Here is a 15,419-nt window from a genome sequence, read left to right as displayed (position 1 = left end):
AAACCTTTTAACTTCCCACTGACCGAAAGCTTCTTTTTGTTGGATATTGTTTGTATATTCAAAGGAGGGAGTAGTGGGCATCCAGAAGGTGGGGGATTGGAGTCCCCCACTACTTTGGATTATATATGCGGTTAACACAAGAAGAACGACATTCCATAATAAAATGCTTACGGCGAGGTAATCCTGTTTGCCTTGTAGCAAAGGTTTTTGGTGTTAACAGAAAGACTATTCGTTACTGGGGTAAACGGGATGCCAGAACAAGCTTGAAGGATAAGCCAAGAAACAAAAAAAGAAAGATAGCCTTTGAAGTAGAGCTAGCCATATTATTCATGCGTGTAATGTTTAAGTGGGGCACAGCCAGAATACAGCAAGGCCTTGTAGCCTTACCAGCATTCATGCAGAAAGAAATGAAAGAATGTCCTCAAGGAGTAAATCTTTCAAGACAATCCATTAACAAGGTTTTATGCAAGCATCACGTTAACGGATTTAATAGAGAGCAGAAGGCATGGAAGTTTTTTAGAGCTAAAGAGCCTAATGAACTCTGGCAGTTAGACTTGAAAGGGCCTTTTACTGTACAAGGAAAGAAATGGTATTTTCTGCTTTGCGTTGATGACTACAGCAGATATATTATTACAGCAGAACAGTTTGATCACTGCCCAAACATACAAGAGATATTCGCAGCCATAAAACCATTCATGCAAGAGTATCACCCCAGAAATGTTCTTACTGACAACAATCCCTTCAAGCAAGAGTGGGTTGACTTGCTCGCACAACAAAAAATAAACGCTTTGTTTGCTCACCCTTACTATCCGCAAGACAAAGGTAAAGTAGAGCGAGCCATCAGAAATCTTGCAGAAGAGTTTGTTAACCTCTTACTGAAATTTCCTCACTGGCTGGCAGGAAAAATCAAAGAATGGGTAAAATGGTACAACAACAAATGCTACCACAGAGGCATTAAAAACTATCCTGCACAATTATTCTTTAATGGGAAGTTAAACACTTGACATTACAGTTTTTGATTTTCTTTCTTATTTTGTGTTTTTATGTTTTTTTAATCTTTTGATAACAAAAGTTATGTAGTAATCCCGCCTCCCGGATTTGCACCGGGGACCTTCCGGTAACTGCTTGCTTCAGCACCAATAATAATTGCGTCGTAACACCGCTTCAAAGGTGTTGACAAACCCTTTTTTCTTTTTTGGGCAACTTACACTTTTTTCTTTTCCTAAAAGAAAAAAGGGCAGAACTACAGCCGGACGCACTACTACTATGCAAAGGCGGGAAACTGCCACTGTCAGTTTTCGCCAGCCTTTTCCTAAAAGGCTGTTAGAATTAATTTTGGTGTGAAATTGTTTTAAAGGTTGCCTTCTTTTTGGAGTGATTGCAATAGTTCTGTCTTGAGTATTTTTTCGTAGAGCAAGGGCATTAAGAGTGTGACCCACAGCCCTATCATGAATAATAATATGAATTTTATTGGTATGTCTATGGCCGGGATGAGGAGGGCTGGAATTCCTATTGCTGCCATCACCATGAATCCAATGAATTGTTTTATAAACATGTTTTGTGTTGTTAATTGTGTTGTTGTATGCCTTGTTTCTTTTAGTACAAAGAATCCTGCGTAGTACCCTATGAATAAGGCTGCTTCAGGTATGGGGCTTGCAAGCAACAGCAGGATTAATGCTATTGCTATAAGTATTATTACTATTATTTCTTCTTCAAGGCTTGTGAGCTTGAATTGGGCTTTATCAAATCTTTTGAATAAGTTCTTGCACGCCTTGCCTATCAGGAGGCCTAAGGCTATCCCAACTATTACGTCTGAAGGGAAGTGCGCTCCCACGTAAAGCCTGCTGTATGACACTATTAGCACTGCAAGGATTAACATTATTGTTAGTTTTGATTTCACTTTCCTTTCATAGAATGCTGCAACTGAAGAAATGGTTGTTGCGTGGCCGCTTGGAAAGGAGTATTCACTGCTTTTGACTAGAACCCTAAATTCGTTGCTTGAGGGCCTTGCCCTCATGAAGAAGTCTTTTAATCCAATGATAATTATTCCTGTGAATACAAGCAGGGTTGTAAGATAGAAAGAGTCTTTTTCCTTTCCTTTCCAGTAAAGCATTGAAGCCACAAGGAACCAGAATAAAGGACTTCCGAGCTCTGTTATGGCAATCATTAGGTAATCAAGAATCTGGTTGTAGAATAATTGGATTAAGTGAAGTAAAGTGTAATCCAATGGAATTAGAGTCATGTAAAAAACTCCTGTTTTTTTACATATTTCAATTTTAACAAAATTGAAATCATTTTTGCATCACATCAAAAGAATAGGCTTTTTTCTATTTAATCCTTGCTTTTTTTTCCTTATTTCAGGACTTTGCCTTCTGGAGTTTTCTCATTCCAGGAATTTCTATTTCGCTGTAGTCTATTTTGAGCTTTAATTCTTTGAGGGCTTTCTTCATTGCGTAGACTTTCATGAATTCTGCTATCTCTTTTTGCTCGTTCTTCTGGAGCTCGGGTTTCTCGCTCAAGGAATTTATCATTGAATTTATTTTTCGGCTGTTTATTTCTTCAAGCATTTCTGCAATGCTTTTTTTTCCTTCGCCTAAGACCTCGTTTATTGTTGAGTCCAGTTTGCTTAATTCAATTATCTTGCCCAAGTTTTCTTGCACCTTCCTGTCAATGCCTGTTCCAAGGGATGCAAGGAATTCCATTACTGTTTTTGGGTCTGTTGTCTCTATTACCTTTAATTTTTTTACTGCCTGCCAGCCCTGGCAGTTTGCAATGAATTGAATTGATTCTTCCATTTGATACCACCTTTGCTTTTTTTGGTCTTTTAACTTAATTTTCTTCATCAGTAAAGTATTTAAATGCCTTCACCGTTATTAAACCAGTGATGCCTTTTTGAATCCAATGCAGACATGGGTTGACGACCTAATACTCCAGTTAAAGAAAGGAAATATCAAAATAGACTTTAATGAAACAGAAAAAGAAGAAACCAAAGAAAACTAATTCAACTAATTCTTCTTCCTTTCAACTAAATTTTTGTGGAGCCCCTGGAGGGACTTGAACCCTCGACCTACTGATTACAAGTCAGTTGCTCTGCCACTGAGCTACAGGGGCGCATTCCGTTGAGCTAATAATTTTTTTATCCCAACAATTTTAATTCAATATCTTTGTTTTTGGAGAATAAAAAAATGTGCCCCGACCGGGATTCGAACCCGGGTCGCGGCCTCACCCTCAGTCTTTCTTTCTTTGGACAGACCGTAGACTTTCTTTCTTTTCTAAAGAAAGAAAGGCTTGGTGAGAGGGCCGTGTGCTTGGCCTCTACACTATCGGGGCTTGAATTAATTTTGGGTTTGAATGCTTTTTTATTGTTTTCTTTCTTTTTATTATTAATGCAGCAAAAACTGAAGGCAATCTTGTTGGATTTGGATGGAACGCTTATTGACAGCATTCCCCTGCACATTGAATCATTTCATGAATTGTTTGAATTCCATAAAAAAAAGATTTCTCGCAGAAAAATTCGTTCAGTTGTAAGGCTGCCTTCAGATGACATCTATGTTAAACTGCATGCAAAGAAAATTCTTGGCTTGAGCTTGAATGAATTCATTTTTGAGAGAAGGCATTTTTATTATTCTCTCATAAGAGGGCGGAGCCTGCTTTTTCCTCATGCCTTTGAACTGCTTAAGGAATTAAAGAAGAAAAAATTCTTGCTTGCTTTGGTGACGAATTCGAGCAGGATTACAACAGTAAAGTCCACCCCGAAAAAGGCTTTGGGCTTGTTTGATGTTGTTGTGGCCTATGATGATGTGAAAAAGGGAAAGCCTGACCCTAAGCCGGTTCTCTTGGCGCTAAAGAAATTGCACGTGAAAGCAGGAGAGGCTTTGATGGCTGGGGACAGCGTTTATGACATGACTGCTTCAAGGAAGGCTGGAGTAAAAGAAAGAATTGGTGTTGTCACAGGGGTTTCTTCAAGAAAGGAATTGATGGAAAAAGGCGCAAGAATTATAATTAATGATTTGGTTGAATTAAGGAAGTTCACTTGATTTTTTGTTTGTTCTATTTTTATCTTGTTTCATAATTCTGCGAGTTCTTTATAAAATTCTTTGTACTCCTTCAAGTGTGCTTTAACAATGTGCTTTACATCTTTCCATTCTGCCATTGTTATGGGCGCTCTTTTCCCTTTAATTTTTATTTCCTTCATTTCGATCCCCTCTTGTGTGGTTTGCTATCCATGTCACGATTTCATCAAGTTTTGTTTTCGGTTTGATCGACCATACAACAACATTAAATCTTGATGTTTCGCCCACTTCCAGTTTTTTTCCGTTCAGCTCAAGAAAGGCCATCATTGATTCAAATGCAGTTCTTTTATTGCCGTCCATAAATGGATGCCTTCTTGCAATTTCTACAAGCAATGTTGCTGCCTTTCTGTCAATGCCGCGCGTGCTTGCCACTTTAAATACTGTGTGGTCAATTTCAGCTTCACTTCTTGTTGTTCCGTCTGTGAATTGCTTGTTAATATTGATAATAACTTCCTTTGAAAGAGTTTTTGCATAAATCCTTGCCATGCACAAATTCTGTAAATTACAGAATTTAAACATATTGTTTTTGGCCTTATTTTTCTTTTTCCTTGTGTTTCTTTTCTTCTTTGTCGTATTTCTTGAACACTAGTGTTGCGCCTACTATTACTGCAATTAATGCAATTATTGTTTTGATTATTGAGTACATTACTGCAATTCCTGCTATTATCTGGATTGACTGCATTGAGGCTGCAATTCCTGTTATGTCTGTTTCTGTGCCTAGTGCTACTGCATCAGGGCTGTTCAGTGAATCTAGAAAGTCTTTTGTGATTGAGTTTACTGCAGATCCAGCCAAGAAGGCTGCAATCCCTTCCGCTGCCATTACTAATCCAATCAAAATCAATGCAATTCCAATTAATTTCAATGAATTCATTTTATTCCTCCTTTTAATTTAACTGATTTTTTCTTTTTGTTTTACTGCTCGTATTCCGATACATTCTTGTAAGACCATTTTATTTCTGTGTCCTTGTCTAAAGTGTAAGCGTCAATTGCTTTTGTTGCAAATTTCCCGTCAACGTAGAGGGCCCAGAAATGCTCTGCGTCAGGCTTTATTCCTTCAATTGATTCAATGAATTCACCGAAAGAGCTTTTCTTTGCTTGAACAGAGAAAACCTTTTTCATTGCGTCAAAGGCATTGCTTCCTTTCTCTACTTCAATTGTTTTTGTTTCAGTGCTCCCGTCTGCCTTCTCCAATATGAATGTAGCTTTCACTAATTCCTTTGCTGTTGCTGGCGCACTATTGCTCTGACTTGTACATCCTAATAGTAGTACGCTTGCCATTAGGATCAAGCTTAGTGACACTAATAATCTTGAATTCATCTTTCTGCCTCCTTAATTTAAGTAATGGCGAAAACAATTTCGCGAAAACAATGTTTGAGCCGATATGCGTAAAAGTGAAAGGCATTGAAGTCAGGAAATACAGTGGAATTCCAAGCAGTCCAAAAGCCAGTCCAATGCCCATGAAAGACCCTGAAAGGTTCATGATTACCTCAAATACTGCTGTTCCCATAACTGAAATTATTATTAAGTCCTTGCTTGAAGGCTTTTTTGTTTTTCCAACCAAACCTCCTAAGGCCCCTGCAATGCCCGCCCCTAATGCCTGAAAGATAGTCCAGGGCCCTTGAAGGCCCCAAACAAAAAAATTTGATGCAGTGTAAGCCCCTGCACCTAAAGCAAATCCTTCCCTTGCCCCGAAAAGCATTCCTGCCATTACAGCCAAAGGAATTATTGGTTCAACTGAAGGCACCCATTGGAGTGCAACCCTTCCTGCTGTTGCTGCAGCCATCAAGCCCAAAAAGATTGCAAGGGACCTTAATTCTTCCCTCATTTTTCCTTTTGTTTTCTCTTTCTTTATTTTTTCCATTAACCCTAGCTGCTCTTCTGTAAGCTCTTCTTTTTGTTCTTGGGCTTGAATCTGCTTTTCTGATTGCATTGTGAAAGATAATTAAAGCAAAAAAGAATTTAAAACGTTTGCGTTAAAGCAAAAAGAAAGGAAAGCCAGAACAGAATTACAGCAATTTCCCAATAATTCATTTTTTCCCCTTGAGTTTTGATAGAATTAGTGGGAGGAATCATAGTTTAATTTTACGGAATGCTCAGGCAGAAAGCTAACTAAAATCAAAGAAATGGAATGCCGAGGGAGGGATTTGAACCCTCGACACCCAGATTATGAGTTTCACCCCTTCAATTAACTTAAATTGAAGAACTGGTGCTCTAACCAGGCTGAGCTACCTCGGCAATCAGAACCTTAAGTTCCAATAGCCTCGCACCGTTTAAGATTTAGTCATGTGAAATTGTTTTAATTCTTTCTGATTCTGCTCTTGACTTCAATTTTTCCGTTGTGCAGGATGATTCTGTCAGCGTATCCAATGAAGAGGCCTGTTTCTATTACGCCAGGAATGTTTTTTGCCTCTAATTCAAAGTCATCTGGGTCCTGCACGTGCGTTACAAGGACGTCAATAAGATAGTTTCCTGATTCTGTCTTGAAGTAAGAGCCTTCTTTCATCCTGATCTTTGCTGTTCCAAGGCTCTCCAACTGAATTAAGGTTCTCTTCCACCAGAAGGGAACAACCTCAAATGGGATGCCTCCATAAATTACTTTGGCAAGATTTTTCTCTTCTGTTATTACAATCAATTCTTCTGCGCTTTGGGCTATCATCTTGTCTCTCACAAAAGACATTGAGTCCCTTTTAACGAAATTGTACTGCTTGTCCACCAGGTCAACGAATTCAATTGCCAAGTCAACCTCTTTTTCGTCAAGTGAAGCAGAAGGCAAGTGCAGCTGCGAAAGAGTTGCAGCCATTGAAGCGCTTGTAGGAATTATTTTCAGTTCCAGTTTCTCTTGCTCTTTCTTTAAGGCAATCTTTCTCAGGAAGTGCTCTCCCATTTTGTTTGATCCGACCCCGATTACCTGGCCGTCTTTCACATACCTTGCCACAAACTCTTCAATTCTCTCCTCTGAAAGCATTTGAACCCTAACAATTAACGCAATAGCAGATTAAAATTTTATCGTTTTTTTGCTGAATAAAATTAGGAGCCTCAGGCGAGATTTGAACTCGCGACCTATCGCTTACCAAGCGATTGCACCAACCACTGTGCTACTGAGGCATTTTTTTGGCTCAGACAATTACTTTAATTTTCCTACTACTTTTTCAACTGCTTCCACTATCTCCCCTGACCTTACGACCTCAGACAATTTGTTGATGTCGTTGTATAACGGTCTGTCTTCTTCAAGTGGCTTCACATACTTTCTTATGACTTCATAGGCTGCTTGGGTTCCTTTCCCTGGCTTCAAGGGTTTCCTGAAATCCAAGGCCTGCGCTCCAGCCATTAATTCTATTGCGAATATTGCGCTTGAATTCTTCAGTATCTCTTTTGTTTTTATTGCAGTTGTTGCTGCCATGCTCACGAAGTCTTCTTGGTCTGCTGCGGTTGGAATAGAGCCTGTTGCAGCAGGAGTTGATAGAACCCTGTTCTCACAGACAAGAGAAGCTGCAGTATACTGGGCTAACATCATGCCTGAAAACATTCCTGCGCCTTTTGTCAGGAATGCAGGCAAGCCCATATTAAGATTCGGGTTTACAAGCCTGTTCATTCTCCTTTCAGATAATGCCCCCACTGTTGTAAGGCCTATGCCTAAATATTCTAGGGCGAAAGCTAATGGCGTGCCCTGAAAGTTTGCTCCTGTAAGGCAGATTCCTCCTTCATCCTGGAAGAATAAAGGGTTGTCTCCTACCCCGTTTATTTCTGTTTCAAACATTTTCCTTGAAAATTTCAGTGTGTCTTTTGCTGCGCCTACAACTTGGGGCGTACTCCTTAAACTATAGGATTCCTGGACTTTCTGTGGCTTTTGTTTTAGTATTTCGCTTCCTTCAACTATCTTTCTTATGTTGGCAGCGCATTCTACTGCTCCTTCATATCCTCTTGCTTTATGGATTCTTTCATCGTATGCCAGCATGTTTGGAAGCAAGGCTTCAAGAGTCATTGCTGCTGCTATCTCCGATGTTTTTATTAGTTTATCAGCGTCAAATACCTGCATGCAGCCCATCCCTGCAACCATGTTCGACCCGTTTATTGTTGCTAGGCCGTCTCTTGCTTCAAAGGTTATGGTTTGAATTCCTGCTTTTTCCATTGCTTCTTTGCCTTTCATTCTTTTTCCTTTATAGAATGCTTCTCCTTCCCCCATTAAGACTAATGCTCCCTGGCCTAAAGGAGATAAATCCCCGCTTGCTCCTACAGAGCCTTTCTGGCACATTACTGGAGTAACGCCTTTATTCAGCATTTCAATCAAGGTTTCAACTATAACAAGCCTTAATCCAGAGTGTCCTTTTGATAGAATATTAATTCTTGTAAGCCAGGCAGCCCTTGCGTCATCTATTGACACTGGCTCACCCCATCCTGCAGCGTGGCTGTAAATCAAGTATTTCTGGAATTCTTTTACCTGCTCAGGAGTCAAAAAAACATTTGATAATTCTCCAATTCCAGTGGATACGCCGTAAAGCTTCTCTCTTCTTGCAATAAGTTTTTCCACTATCTCTCTAGATTTTTTAATTTTTTCTATGGCTTCCTCTGTCAGTTCAATTTTTTTGTTCTCTCTGGCGACTTTTACTACATCTTCAATTGAAAGGCCTTTCCCCTTCAATTCAATTACTTTTTCTTCCATTAATTTCCCCCTCTTTTCAATTCATTCAATTCATTTTATTTTTTATACAATAATCTTTTTTAATTTCTCTAATTCATTCAATTTTATTTTCTCTTCCTTTCCAGTCTTCATGTCGCGCAACTTGAGGCATTCCTCCTTTAATTCGTTTTCTCCAAGCAATGCAACAAAAGGAATGCCCTGCCTTGAAGCATAATCTAAGTTCTTGCTTATGCCCCTCTTCAATAAATCAATGTCAGAATTAATTCCCTTTTCCCTCATCCTTTCAGCCAATTCAATTGCCTTTTTTTCTGCTTCTGTGCCAATCGGGATTACATAAATTTTTGTGTTTGTTTTTTCTGCCTTCAAGCCTTTCTCCATTAATGCGTCATAAATCCTGTCCAAGCCGAAGGCAATTCCCACAGCAGGAAACTCCTTGCTTCCCTCCAGAAAAGCACCAATCATATTGTCGTATCTTCCCCCGCCTGCAATACTGCTCTTAACCTTGCTTTTAGAAAGCACTGCCTCAAACACTGTTGAAGTGTAGTACGAAAGGCCTCTAACCAAAGAATAAGTTATGTATAAGTTATTCACTTTGAATTCCTTGCAGTAATCCAGCAATTCCTCTAATTCTTTTATCCCTTCAATTCCTTCTTTTGATTTGACTGTTTTCTTTGCGCGCGCAATTATTTCTCCATTGCTTCCTTTTATTGAACAGAACTCAAAGAGTGCCTTTATCTTTTTTTCTTCCAGCCCTTTCTCTTCTAATTCTCTTTCCACTTCCTTTTTCTCAATTTTTTCTATTTTATCCAAAGAAAGAAGGATTGAATTCCAGTACTCTTCCCTTATTCCCAAGTCCTGCATTAATCCGTCCAGTATCTTTCTGTTGTTCACTTTAATTTCGTACTCTAAACCCAGTTTCTCTAATGAGGTAGACGTAATTTTGAGTATTTCTGCGTCAGCCATCATTGAACTGCTTCCAACTACGTCTACATCGCACTGGTAGAATTCCCTGTACCTTGAGGTTGTAATTGGGCCGTCCCTCCACACCTTTTCTATCTGGTAGCGCTTGAAGGGCATTTTCAGGTTTGGATTCATTCCAATCACCCTTGCTAAAGGCACTGTGAGGTCGTACTTCAATCCCAATTCCCTTTGGCCTTGATCCTTTAACTTAAAGGTTTCTTTGAGTATTTCTTCCCCTCCTGCATACTTTGAGGCTAAAACCTCAAATCTTTCTATTGCCGGAGTCTCAATTGGGCTGAAGCCGTACAATTCAAAGACCTCTTTTAATTGCCTTATTATTTTCTCCCTTAAAATTTTCTCTTCAGGCAGGAAATCCCTTGTCCCCTTAGGCAGCATTAATTCCATAAATATCTCCTTTCTTTCTTTTTGGGCAACTTACACTTTTTCTTTCTTTGGGAAAGAAAAAAAAAGGGCAGGCCGCGGCCGGGATTCGAACCCGGGTCCCAGGCTCCACAGGCCTGAATCTTAAACCACTAGACGACCGCAGCCATCTTTCACTGTCATTTAGTTTTATGGCTGAATTAGAATTTAATTGTTTTCCGAATGCCTTCAGTTCGCTATACAAAATTAGAGTAAATTCATTTTCTGTAACATTTTTGATCAAACTTTTTTCTAAAAAGTTTGGTATGAAGGCACTCACTTTTCATGAGAATCAACAATAATTTATGTACAAGAGAATTTAAAAACCTTCAGCTTTTTAAATAGGTTTTACTTTAAATCAGATTTTTTCCTTCTTTTACTGCTGTTGAAACTATTCCTATCTGTTTTCTTTTTTTATTGAATTCTTTTGGTGTATAACACAGAAGGTCTGCGCTAAAGTACGCCCTGCATTTCTTTATTACTTGGCTTATCCTTTCAAGGAAGTCATATTTTTTGAATTCTTCTGAAACAATTATAAAATCATAATCACTGTCTTTTAAGTAGTCTTTTCCTGCCCTTGAACCGAACAATATCACTTTTTCAGGCTTAAAGTGTTTCTTTAACTTTGCCAGAAATTCTCTTATTTTTTTATCCTTGACTTCGCCCATTCTAACACCTTTTCTGCATACAATACCTTTATTTTGGCTTTCTTTAAGTCGTACATTTCTCCTGGCACCCCGTTTGCTGCATCAGGATATCTGCTTACAATAAAGTCTGGGTTTAATTCAATTAATCCTTCAAGTATTTCTTTTGGCAGCCTTAATTTTTTTGCTATTTCAAGCAGGTTGTGGGTTTTAATTGTTTCGCGTGTTCTTTCAATTCCGAATGCTTTTAATGCTTTTTCTGCGCACTGCTGTGAATAAAACGCTGAAACAAAATAGTTTTTTATCTGTAAGTTTCCTTGTGCTGCCCCTAAATCCATTTCAGCCTGCTTCAACCAATTCCTGGTTTCTTCTCTCATAAAAAATCAATTAATTGAAGTTAATATAAGTATATTGTTTCTTTATTTCGCACAGTCCAATTATTATTTTTTTTGAATTCTATTTTATTTTTTTGTATCCGTATTTTTCAAGTTCTTTTTTTATGTCAGAATATTTTTTCCCGCAGAGCATGCCTCCTGCAGCAAACTTCTCTTGCGTTACGTCAGCAAGGCAGAATTCAGGCATTCTAAAATCCTTTTTTTCTCCCTCTGTATTGAATTCGAAGTCTATGAGTACAAGCCCTTTGAGTGGCCCTTGGAATACGTCTATTTCTGCTGTTCTTCCATTGTAAGGGTATTTGTATCTTTTCTTCCATAACTTTTTTCCTTTTATTTTTGTTAGAGCATCATATTCTTTTTCAGTTAAATGAATAGTGTGTTCTGCCTGTTTTGAGCTGTCTTCTTTATGGGTTGGCTCTTTTTTTGTTATTTCTCTCTTTTCACCTTTTTTTCTGATTCTTAATGTAGGGTGTTCGGCTTCTCTTGGTATATAAATGTCAATTAATTCAATGCTTTCGCATTTCCGCAAATCTTCAGGAATTTTTTTTGCCAAGAAAGTCCTTTCAAGCTCTAATTCAGTCATATGCAGGGGGAGAGATTCGAACTCTCGAAAGCCACTAAGGCGCCGGCCTCTGAAGCCGGTGGAATTGCCACTATCCGACCCCTGCTTTTCTTCAATTAGATTTTGTAATAGAAAAATTAGTTTAAATTAATTGTTTTTAATTGATCGCTTTTAATGCTTTATTTTCTAAGCAGTATTATTGTTATAATTAAGAGAATTGCTGGAATTATTGCTTCATTTAATTCGGCAGCATAAACCGGCCTTATTTCTATTACCTCAAATATTTTTCTTCTCTCGTTGTCGAACAATTGGTCTGCTGTTTCTTTATCGTCTTCGTCTTTTACTACTGCATTAATGAAGTAATTGGTTTTTATTTGCAGGGGAGAATTAACCGTGTATTCATACTTAAATTCCCCTGTTTCTCCTGGTTCAATTTTTGGCCCGCCGACAATTTCTTCTGGGGTTCCTTGAACTGGAAGGCTTCCTTCTGTTGTAAAATAGAATCTCACTTTTGCTTTGACTTCTTCAGTTTTGCTCAAATTCCTTACTGTTGCAGTGAAGGTTATTTTTTCCCCTAATTTTGCTTTCATTGGAACTGCTGTCAGCTTCTGCAGCCATAAAAGGTTTTGTGAAGTTGACCCTACATCAATTGAACCACACACGCTTGAAGCTGTTATGCCGTCCCTGTCCCGCACTTGGACTGAAACAGTGTAGTATCCAGGGAAAGAGTATTCATATTCGTCTTCAGTGTCATTCCTAAAAGGCCCTTCACAGATGTTGTCTCCTGTCCAGTCAAAGCAGTACCTGTAAGGTGCAGTGCCTCCAGTGGTTTGGGTTACTTCTGCCTTGAATTCTTGATTCAAATTTCCTGATGTAGGGCTTACAGTGCATTGAACGCTTAAAGGAATAGGGCCTATTGGCAAGACATTTACTGTTGCAGTGTCATCTGCTACTCCTCCTTTTCCGTCCTGCACTACAATTGTTGCGTCCCTGTTTCCTGGGGTGGAGCAGTTTACTGTGAAATTGTTTAAGGTGTTTGAATTGCTTGCAGTGCAGTTGCTTGACGGATTCAAAAACCACATGTAAGTCAGAGGGTCGCCATCAGGGTCTGAGGCTGTTGCATTGTTCACTACAATATCTTGGTTCACTTGCCCTGAATATGGGCCATCAGCTTCCACTATTGGAGGCCTGTTTACTGGAATTACTGCATTAACCACAATTGTTGCTTGCGCTTGGGCGTTCTGTTGAGGAACACTTGAATCCCTTGCCCTCACTGTTGCAGTATAAGTGTTTGCAGGCGTGTACTGCCTTGTTTTTATGTCAGTAACCGAATTGGTGGGAGGTGTAGTGTCATCTATTGTTCCATCCGAAGTATAATCCCATTCATAAGTGTAAGGGCTTGTGCCTCCTGTCACGCTTGCAGTCAATTGTGTTGTTAATGGGTCGTTTCCTGTATTAGGGTTTGCTGTTAGTGAAACATTTAAGGGCTGTGTTGGGGGAACAGCTGCTTCCAGGTAATAGCACAAGTATAATTCGTAGCCTCCCCCTGCTGCTCTGCCGCAGGGCTGTTCAGGAACAAAAAACCTTAAATTGTAATTTCCTGTTGTTGTGCTGTTCCCGCCTTGCGCTATATTTCCCCTGATTTCGTATTGCGCGTTTGATGCATAAAAGGCATTAACTGAGGAAATAATTAAAATCAGAAACAGGAAAGAAAAAAAAAATTTTTTGTTCAATTATATTTCCTCCAAAAAATTATGTCAGCCTGCAACATCTTGCATATGCATATACGCGTATGTCAAAAGCTTGTTTTACATAAGTACAGGTCCAAGCAGTGTTTCCAAGTGGAGCAAGCCTGTTTAATGGCACGCTGTATTGGTCTCCCCCGCCATAGGCTACCAGTGAGCAGCCGCCGCCTGTTACAACATAATTGCCAGGGCATTCTGCCATTGCATAGCAATACGGAGTTGAACTTCCAACATTACAAAGTTCATCTTTTGTGCTTTGAACACAGTCCAATGCCTGCCAATTCGTCCTTCTTGTTCCACCCAATGTTATTCCTCCAGTTGAAATTAATTCTGGTGAGGTTACAGAGGTATTGCTTATGAATGGGCCTCCTATTGTGGTTGTTCCAGTGAAAGAAGCTGCATTAGAGCCTGCCGTTAAAGTTTCAAGCAAGGTGTCTACTATATTTCCTGTGCCTGGATCAGGCCATGTTGTTTTCCTTACCCCTCCGAGAGTGATTCCCCCTGTTGAAATAATTTCTGGTGTTGTCATTGAACTTCGCGCCCAAATGTTTCCGTCGTTGTCTAAGGTGTAAACCCTTGCCATGCCTCTCATTCCTGCTATTATTCCGCTGGCTATTCCCACTAATGATGTTGAAATGCTTCCAGCATTAAGGCCTCCTACTGTATAAGTTGCTGTTGTGTCAATATCATTGGGGCCTATTTGGCCTTGCCCTCCCCTGAACTTGAATGTATTGCCTACCTGTGTTCCATTCACTAAGACTTTCATGTAATAGTCGTCATTAAAGTTGAGGCTTAATGTCTTTGTTGAGCCTACAAGAACATCGAACGCCCCTTGATTTATTGTGTTATTGAATGTTTCTCCTCCTGTAAGCAGGCAGGTTGTGCCCCCTGAATCAGTGCATACATCAATCATGATATTTCCTGAAGCAATTGGAGTTCCAGTAGTTGAATCTTTCACGAAGCCGTGCACTGAGAGCAGGGTTGCTTGTGCTGCGCTTGCTGTTGCAGCAAAAATCAAGGAAAAGGCAATTATTAACAAAATTTTTTTCATTTTTGATTCCTTTTAATTAATATGAAGTCCTAATTTATATACTTTTCTTTTTTGTGCTGGTGTTTGAGCGAGAGAATTGCCGTTATTGCTGCAATTGTTAGGATTAATGTAATTAAGTTTGTTTCAGGCATTCCTTTTGTTGTCCTTTCTTCTAGGACCACAGAGAATATTGTTCTCCTTTCATTGTCTCTCTTGTATTCTGGCAGTTCAGTATAATTTGCGTCTGCTTTGGAGTTAATGAAGTAGTTTTTTCCTGCCTGGAGCGGTGCCTTCACAGTGTAATTCCAGTCAAACCTATAGCTTTGCCCTGCAGCAATCTTTGTTGGGCCTAAATAAACAGAAGGCCCGGCAATACTGTTTCCTGATTCATCCGAAATATAAAAATTCAGGTCTACTTCCACTTCCCCTTCATACAAATTCTTCACTGTCGAAGTGAAGAGAATGTTTTCATCCATTTTAAGTTTTCTTGGAACCGCATCCATTTCAATTATGTTAATTATATTTTGTGATATTGAAGGGCCTGGTCCAACATAAACTTTGCCGCACCCCCTTTTGTCTATTTCCCCTGTACTTGTGTTTCTTGCAAAACCATTTACATCAAAAGAGCCTTCAATGGCATACTTCTTTTTATCCCAGTTATTGGGGTTGTTTGGATTACTGCACAAATCAGAGTCAGTCCATTGAAAGCAGTATCTGTAAGTGCCTGGCGAGTTCATGGTCATGGTTGCTGTAAACCAGTCAAAATTTGCATTTCCTTGTGTTTTGTCTAAACTGCAACTGAAATCTATTGCAGCCGCAGCAAAACTTAGTTGAATTGTTATTACAGTAATTAAAATTAATGCTTTTGTCGGGTTATTCATTAAAGCACCGTTGAATTGCTGTTTTTATTATTATAAAGGGTTCATCTGCATTTAAGCTTTTGCACGCCCC

18 protein-coding genes and 6 tRNA genes are annotated in these 15,419 nt (G+C 39.2%); 2 read left to right on the top strand and 22 right to left on the bottom strand.

Annotated features, from left to right (window positions below):
• The first annotated feature begins 125 nt into the window (after positions 1-125).
• On the top strand, positions 126-1,004 hold the full coding sequence (locus AB1467_03565) for a DDE-type integrase/transposase/recombinase (GenBank protein ID MEW6295344.1): 879 nt from the start codon (positions 126-128) through the stop codon (positions 1,002-1,004).
• 347 nt (positions 1,005-1,351) lie between these two features.
• Here the strand turns inward: AB1467_03565 and AB1467_03560 are convergent, their stop codons facing one another.
• The 4 genes from AB1467_03560 to AB1467_03545 all read right to left on the bottom strand — a co-directional run bounded on the left by AB1467_03560 (position 1,352) and on the right by AB1467_03545 (position 3,330).
• Positions 1,352-2,242, bottom strand: coding sequence for a phosphatase PAP2 family protein (locus tag AB1467_03560; GenBank protein MEW6295343.1), 891 nt, complete (start codon positions 2,240-2,242; stop codon positions 1,352-1,354).
• Positions 2,243-2,357: 115 nt separating this feature from the next.
• Positions 2,358-2,795 (bottom strand): DUF2666 family protein, encoded by a 438-nt coding sequence (locus AB1467_03555; protein ID MEW6295342.1) that lies wholly within the window; start codon positions 2,793-2,795, stop codon positions 2,358-2,360.
• Positions 2,796-3,036: 241 nt separating this feature from the next.
• Positions 3,037-3,111: transfer RNA gene (locus AB1467_03550), tRNA-Thr, on the bottom strand.
• Between the two features lie 77 nt (positions 3,112-3,188).
• Positions 3,189-3,330, bottom strand: a tRNA-Glu gene (locus AB1467_03545).
• Between the two features lie 56 nt (positions 3,331-3,386).
• Here AB1467_03545 and AB1467_03540 point away from each other — a divergent pair.
• Positions 3,387-4,037, top strand: coding sequence for an HAD-IA family hydrolase (locus AB1467_03540; protein MEW6295341.1), 651 nt, complete (start codon positions 3,387-3,389; stop codon positions 4,035-4,037).
• 29 nt (positions 4,038-4,066) lie between these two features.
• On the opposite strand, the gene AB1467_03535 is transcribed toward AB1467_03540, so the two are convergent.
• The 18 genes from AB1467_03535 to AB1467_03450 form a co-directional block, all read right to left on the bottom strand.
• The gene (locus AB1467_03535) at positions 4,067-4,195 is read right to left on the bottom strand and encodes a hypothetical protein (GenBank protein ID MEW6295340.1); all 129 of its coding nucleotides are present in this window, start codon (positions 4,193-4,195) and stop codon (positions 4,067-4,069) included.
• Positions 4,176-4,559, bottom strand: a complete 384-nt coding sequence (locus AB1467_03530; protein MEW6295339.1) for a type II toxin-antitoxin system death-on-curing family toxin — start codon at positions 4,557-4,559, stop codon at positions 4,176-4,178. The genes AB1467_03535 and AB1467_03530 overlap by 20 nt, the downstream gene beginning before the upstream one ends.
• A gap of 46 nt (positions 4,560-4,605) precedes the next feature.
• A complete protein-coding gene (locus AB1467_03525) occupies positions 4,606-4,944 on the bottom strand; it encodes a hypothetical protein (GenBank protein MEW6295338.1) in 339 nt (112 codons plus the stop codon).
• 41 nt (positions 4,945-4,985) lie between these two features.
• Positions 4,986-5,351 (bottom strand): DUF4430 domain-containing protein, encoded by a 366-nt coding sequence (locus AB1467_03520; GenBank protein MEW6295337.1) that lies wholly within the window; start codon positions 5,349-5,351, stop codon positions 4,986-4,988.
• Positions 5,308-6,003: a hypothetical protein gene (locus AB1467_03515; GenBank protein ID MEW6295336.1), complete on the bottom strand. Its 696-nt coding sequence runs from the start codon at positions 6,001-6,003 to the stop codon at positions 5,308-5,310. The genes AB1467_03520 and AB1467_03515 overlap by 44 nt, the downstream gene beginning before the upstream one ends.
• 199 nt (positions 6,004-6,202) lie before the next feature.
• Positions 6,203-6,308 (bottom strand) — tRNA-Met (locus AB1467_03510).
• 61 nt (positions 6,309-6,369) lie between these two features.
• The gene (gene rpiA, locus AB1467_03505) at positions 6,370-7,038 is read right to left on the bottom strand and encodes a ribose 5-phosphate isomerase A (GenBank protein MEW6295335.1); all 669 of its coding nucleotides are present in this window, start codon (positions 7,036-7,038) and stop codon (positions 6,370-6,372) included.
• Between the two features lie 67 nt (positions 7,039-7,105).
• Positions 7,106-7,178 (bottom strand) — tRNA-Thr (locus AB1467_03500).
• A 19-nt stretch (positions 7,179-7,197) separates the two neighbouring features.
• Positions 7,198-8,733, bottom strand: coding sequence for a histidine ammonia-lyase (gene hutH, locus AB1467_03495; protein MEW6295334.1), 1,536 nt, complete (start codon positions 8,731-8,733; stop codon positions 7,198-7,200).
• Positions 8,734-8,775: 42 nt separating this feature from the next.
• Entirely contained in the window at positions 8,776-10,077 is a 1,302-nt protein-coding gene (hisS, locus tag AB1467_03490; GenBank protein ID MEW6295333.1) for a histidine--tRNA ligase, read from the bottom strand.
• A 70-nt stretch (positions 10,078-10,147) separates the two neighbouring features.
• Positions 10,148-10,220: transfer RNA gene (locus AB1467_03485), tRNA-His, on the bottom strand.
• Positions 10,221-10,445: 225 nt separating this feature from the next.
• The gene (locus AB1467_03480; GenBank protein MEW6295332.1) at positions 10,446-10,760 is read right to left on the bottom strand and encodes a nucleotidyltransferase domain-containing protein; all 315 of its coding nucleotides are present in this window, start codon (positions 10,758-10,760) and stop codon (positions 10,446-10,448) included.
• Complete coding sequence (locus AB1467_03475) at positions 10,733-11,113, bottom strand: HEPN domain-containing protein (protein ID MEW6295331.1); 381 nt, start codon at positions 11,111-11,113, stop codon at positions 10,733-10,735. Before AB1467_03475 ends, AB1467_03480 begins: the two co-directional genes overlap by 28 nt.
• Positions 11,114-11,192: 79 nt before the next feature.
• On the bottom strand, positions 11,193-11,714 hold the full coding sequence (locus AB1467_03470; GenBank protein ID MEW6295330.1) for a hypothetical protein: 522 nt from the start codon (positions 11,712-11,714) through the stop codon (positions 11,193-11,195).
• Position 11,715: 1 nt separating this feature from the next.
• Positions 11,716-11,799 (bottom strand) — tRNA-Leu (locus AB1467_03465).
• Between the two features lie 73 nt (positions 11,800-11,872).
• Positions 11,873-13,426 carry a hypothetical protein gene (locus tag AB1467_03460; GenBank protein ID MEW6295329.1) on the bottom strand — a complete coding sequence of 518 codons (1,554 nt, stop codon included), beginning with the start codon at positions 13,424-13,426 and terminating at the stop codon, positions 11,873-11,875.
• A 19-nt stretch (positions 13,427-13,445) separates the two neighbouring features.
• The gene (locus AB1467_03455) at positions 13,446-14,489 is read right to left on the bottom strand and encodes a hypothetical protein (GenBank protein ID MEW6295328.1); all 1,044 of its coding nucleotides are present in this window, start codon (positions 14,487-14,489) and stop codon (positions 13,446-13,448) included.
• Positions 14,490-14,518: 29 nt separating this feature from the next.
• The gene (locus AB1467_03450) at positions 14,519-15,349 is read right to left on the bottom strand and encodes a hypothetical protein (GenBank protein ID MEW6295327.1); all 831 of its coding nucleotides are present in this window, start codon (positions 15,347-15,349) and stop codon (positions 14,519-14,521) included.
• Positions 15,350-15,419 lie beyond the last annotated feature (70 nt).

The sequence above is a fragment of the Candidatus Diapherotrites archaeon genome (genome assembly GCA_040755695.1).
Lineage (GTDB): Archaea > Iainarchaeota > Iainarchaeia > Iainarchaeales > 1-14-0-10-31-34 > JBFMAK01.
This window is presented reverse-complemented; position numbering and strand designations above follow the sequence as displayed.

Bases quoted from the DNA above. Each gene is read 5' to 3' on its own strand.
- AB1467_03450 (MEW6295327.1), bottom strand. From the start codon at position 15,349: ATGAATAACCCGACAAAAGCATTAATTTTAATTACTGTAATAACAATT.
- AB1467_03525 (MEW6295338.1), bottom strand. From the start codon at position 4,944: ATGAATTCATTGAAATTAATTGGAATTGCATTGATTTTGATTGGATTA.
- AB1467_03565 (MEW6295344.1), top strand. From the start codon at position 126: ATGCGGTTAACACAAGAAGAACGACATTCCATAATAAAATGCTTACGG.
- AB1467_03540 (MEW6295341.1), top strand. From the start codon at position 3,387: ATGCAGCAAAAACTGAAGGCAATCTTGTTGGATTTGGATGGAACGCTT.
- rpiA (MEW6295335.1), bottom strand. From the start codon at position 7,038: ATGCTTTCAGAGGAGAGAATTGAAGAGTTTGTGGCAAGGTATGTGAAA.
- hutH (MEW6295334.1), bottom strand. From the start codon at position 8,733: ATGGAAGAAAAAGTAATTGAATTGAAGGGGAAAGGCCTTTCAATTGAA.
- AB1467_03475 (MEW6295331.1), bottom strand. From the start codon at position 11,113: ATGAGAGAAGAAACCAGGAATTGGTTGAAGCAGGCTGAAATGGATTTA.
- AB1467_03555 (MEW6295342.1), bottom strand. From the start codon at position 2,795: ATGGAAGAATCAATTCAATTCATTGCAAACTGCCAGGGCTGGCAGGCA.
- AB1467_03455 (MEW6295328.1), bottom strand. From the start codon at position 14,489: ATGAAAAAAATTTTGTTAATAATTGCCTTTTCCTTGATTTTTGCTGCA.
- hisS (MEW6295333.1), bottom strand. From the start codon at position 10,077: ATGGAATTAATGCTGCCTAAGGGGACAAGGGATTTCCTGCCTGAAGAG.
- AB1467_03515 (MEW6295336.1), bottom strand. From the start codon at position 6,003: ATGCAATCAGAAAAGCAGATTCAAGCCCAAGAACAAAAAGAAGAGCTT.
- AB1467_03535 (MEW6295340.1), bottom strand. From the start codon at position 4,195: ATGAAGGAAATAAAAATTAAAGGGAAAAGAGCGCCCATAACAATGGCA.
- AB1467_03560 (MEW6295343.1), bottom strand. From the start codon at position 2,242: ATGACTCTAATTCCATTGGATTACACTTTACTTCACTTAATCCAATTA.
- AB1467_03480 (MEW6295332.1), bottom strand. From the start codon at position 10,760: ATGGGCGAAGTCAAGGATAAAAAAATAAGAGAATTTCTGGCAAAGTTA.
- AB1467_03530 (MEW6295339.1), bottom strand. From the start codon at position 4,559: ATGGCAAGGATTTATGCAAAAACTCTTTCAAAGGAAGTTATTATCAAT.
- AB1467_03470 (MEW6295330.1), bottom strand. From the start codon at position 11,714: ATGACTGAATTAGAGCTTGAAAGGACTTTCTTGGCAAAAAAAATTCCT.
- AB1467_03520 (MEW6295337.1), bottom strand. From the start codon at position 5,351: ATGGCAAGCGTACTACTATTAGGATGTACAAGTCAGAGCAATAGTGCG.